Origin of the sequence: Streptomyces alkaliphilus (assembly GCF_014141535.1) — a bacterium.
In the GTDB taxonomy this organism is placed as follows: Bacteria; Actinomycetota; Actinomycetes; order Streptomycetales; family Streptomycetaceae; genus Streptomyces; species Streptomyces alkaliphilus.
Genome location: NZ_VKHT01000507.1, coordinates 1 through 3,723, shown reverse-complemented (window position 1 = coordinate 3,723; position 3,723 = coordinate 1). Strand labels below are relative to the sequence as shown.

Below are 3,723 nucleotides of genomic sequence, written 5' to 3'. Positions count from 1 at the left end.
GTCGAGGAGGGCGGGAGGGGGTCGTGAACATGAAGTGGAGGAGCAGGTTCCGCCCGGTGGAGGCGCTGACGCACCGTCAACACTCGCTCGCCGGGGGTGATCCGGGCTGATCGTCCCTTTTGGTGGGACCATCTGATAACGATTCCGCTTCGGAGTGGGTAGTTCACCCGGCCGTTGGGGACGTACCCCGTTTTCCCTCTCTACGATCCCGGCGTACGCACGGGACTTCTGAAACGCTTGCCCGGCACCGAGGTGGCTGCGACCCGTGCGCCTCGTGGAGGGGACTCACACATGATTTCTGTGCGCAAGCGGGTCATAACCCGCCTTGCGGCCACGGTCGTGGCGAGCCTGATGTTCGTCGGTGGCGGTATCGCCACCGCCGGTTCGGCCGCCGCCGACGAGACCGCCGTCGGTACCGGGGGTACCACCGCCCAGCTCGTTGGCCTGGCCAATGACCTCTCGTCGACGATCAAGGTGGGCAACAAGACCTACCGCGGTGGCCTGTTCACCATGAACGTCGACGGTGGCGGCACCATCAAGACCTACTGCATCGACTTCGGTACCCCGACCGCCAGGAACGCGCGGTACCAGGAGACGGCGTGGGGCTCCTCGGTGCTCGCCGCCAACCCGAACGCCGGGAAGATCCACTGGATCCTCCAGAACTCGTACCCGCAGGTCGATGACCTGAACGCGCTGGGGCAGACCGTCGGCCTCACGGGTAAGGAGAAGCTGACCCCGGCCACCGCCGCCGCGGGTACCCAGGCCGCCATCTGGCGCTACTCGGACCCGCAGCACGCCGCTTCCGCCACCCCCACCGGCAAGGCGGCCGAGAAGCTCACCGAGTACCTGTACGAGAACGCCGGTGAGATCGCAGAGCCCGAGATCTCCCTCGAGCTCACCCCGCCGGAGGTCGCCGGCAAGCCCGGTCAGAAGCTCGGCCCGATCGGCGTGAAGACCTCCGCCGGCACCGTCTCCATCGCCCCGAACACCTCCGCCGGCGTCACCGTCACCGACGCCTCCGGCTCCCCGGTGACCGAGGCCGTGGACGGCAGCGAGCTGTACTTCGACGTTCCGGCCGACGCGGCCGACGGCACCGCCTCCTTCACCGCCTCCGCCACCCTGGCGGCCGAGGTCGGCCGGGTCTTCAAGGGCATCCACACGAAGACCCAGACCATGATCCTGGCCGGCGCCAGCGAGGTGTCCACCTCCAAGACCGCCACCGCCAACTGGGCCTCCGACGGTCCCGCCCCGACCTTCAGCCACCAGGTCGACTGTGTCGCCGGCGGCGTCAACCTGACCGTGGGCAACGAGGGCGACCAGCCCTTCGAGTTCGACTTCCAGGGCGAGACCCACACCATCCCGGCCGGCGGCACGAAGGACATCTTCGTCCCGGTCGAGAACAAGCAGGAGTACCACATCGTCATCACCGACGGTGAGGAGACCCTGGTGGAGTACCACGGCGTCCTCGACTGCGAGGTCTCCGAGCCGACCCCGCCGGCCGAGGGCGAGGAGGGCCAGGAGACCGAGGAGCCCGCCGAGGGCGAGGAAGAGGCCGAGGAGGAGACCGAGACCGAGAACGAGCCGAACCCGCAGGGTTCCGGTGACGACGAGGTCAAGGACGAGTCCCCGAACCTGGCCGAGACCGGCAGCAGCAGCAACGTGGGCATGATCGCGGGCATCGCGATCGCCCTGCTGGCGGCCGGCGGCGCGGCGATGTTCTTCATCCGCAAGCGCGGCGCCTCCTCCTCTTCCTGAGGTATCCCGGCGCGTCACCTCCCCCGGGGCCCCGCCCCGGATCCGCCCCATCGGATGATTCCGACGGGACCGGGTGAGTGATCACCGATGAGGGCCCGTTCCCGGCGAGAGCCGGGAACGGGCCCTCATCGCGTCCACGGGGATCACGGCGGGTCACCGCGGGGCACGGCGGATCCCGGGGCTCCCCGGAAGGCCGGGAGGACCCGGGTCCGGCCGGCGCCCCGGGACTCCCGCCGCCGGGCCGGTCGGCGTTTTCGTCCGGGGGCGCGAATGGGGCAGGATAGAGCGCACTGCCCCTGACCCAACCGCTCCACAACCCGCCGGATGGTTTCTCTTGGCTGAGTACATCTACACCATGCGCAAGGCGCGCAAAGCGCATGGCGACAAGGTGATCCTCGATGATGTGACGCTGGCGTTCCTGCCCGGCGCCAAGATCGGCGTCGTCGGGCCCAACGGCGCCGGTAAGTCCACCGTCCTGAAGATCATGGCCGGACTGGAGCAGCCCTCCAACGGCGACGCCTTCCTGTCGCCCGGCTACAGCGTCGGCATCCTCCTCCAGGAGCCCCCGCTGGACGAGGACAAGACCGTCCTGGAGAACGTCCAGCAGGGTGTCTCCGAGATCAAGGGCAAGCTCGACCGGTTCAACGAGATCGCCGAGCAGATGGCGACCGAGTACACCGACGAGCTGATGGAGGAGATGGGCCGGCTCCAGGAGGCGCTGGACCACGCCAACGCCTGGGACCTCGACGCCCAGCTCGAACAGGCCATGGACGCCCTCGGCTGCCCGCCCGGCGACTGGCCGGTCACCCACCTCTCCGGTGGCGAGAAGCGCCGCGTGGCGCTGTGCAAGCTCCTGCTGGAGCAGCCCGACCTGCTGCTGCTCGACGAGCCCACCAACCACCTGGACGCCGAGTCCGTGCAGTGGCTGGAGCAGCACCTCGCCAAGTACCCGGGTACCGTCGTGGCCATCACCCACGACCGGTACTTCCTCGACAACGTGGCCCAGTGGATCATGGAGCTGGACCGCGGCCGGGCGCACGGCTACGAGGGCAACTACTCCAAGTACCTGGAGACCAAGCAGACCCGTCTGAAGGTCGAGGGCCAGAAGGACGCCAAGCGGCAGAAGCGTCTGAAGGAGGAGTTGGAGTGGGTCCGCTCCAACGCCAAGGGACGCCAGGCCAAGTCCAAGGCCCGCCTCGCCCGTTACGAGGAGATGGCCGCCGAGGCCGAGAAGACCCGGAAGCTGGACTTCGAGGAGATCCAGATCCCGCCGGGGCCCCGTCTGGGCAACGTGGTCGTCGAGATCGAGGACCTGCACAAGGCGTTCGGCGACAAGGTGCTGGTGGACGGCCTGTCCTTCACCCTGCCGCGCAACGGCATCGTCGGTGTCATCGGCCCCAACGGCGCCGGCAAGACCACCCTGTTCAAGATGATCCAGGGCCTGGAGGAGCCGGACTCCGGCAAGGTCAAGGTCGGCGACACGGTCAAGGTCTCCTACGTCGACCAGAACCGCGAGAACATCGACCCGAAGAAGTCGCTGTGGGAGGTCGTCTCCGACGGCCTGGACTACATCAACGTCGGTCAGGTCGAGATGCCCTCGCGCGCCTACGTCAGCGCCTTCGGCTTCAAGGGCCCGGACCAGCAGAAGCCCGCCGGGATCCTCTCCGGCGGTGAGCGCAACCGCCTGAACCTCGCGCTCACCCTCAAGCAGGGCGGCAACCTGCTGCTCCTCGACGAGCCCACCAACGACCTCGACGTGGAGACCCTCTCCTCGCTGGAGAACGCCCTACTGGAGTTCCCCGGCTGCGCCGTGGTCATCTCCCACGACCGGTGGTTCCTGGACCGCGTGGCGACCCACATCCTCGCCTACGAGGGCGAGTCGCGGTGGTTCTGGTTCGAGGGCAACTACGAGTCCTACGAGAAGAACAAGATCGAGCGGCTCGGCCCCGACGCCGCCCGCCCCCACCG

At 68.4% G+C, this 3,723-nt stretch carries 2 protein-coding genes; both read left to right on the top strand.

Annotated elements, in window-relative coordinates; translation table 11 throughout:
• Nucleotides 1-291 precede the first annotated feature (291 nt).
• Nucleotides 292-1,755: a thioester domain-containing protein gene (locus FNQ90_RS15735; RefSeq protein WP_182606962.1), complete on the top strand. Its 1,464-nt coding sequence runs from the start codon at nucleotides 292-294 to the stop codon at nucleotides 1,753-1,755.
• A gap of 334 nt (nucleotides 1,756-2,089) precedes the next feature.
• A partial coding sequence (ettA, locus tag FNQ90_RS15730) for an energy-dependent translational throttle protein EttA (protein ID WP_182606961.1) occupies nucleotides 2,090-3,723 on the top strand: 1,634 nt, incomplete at its 3' end.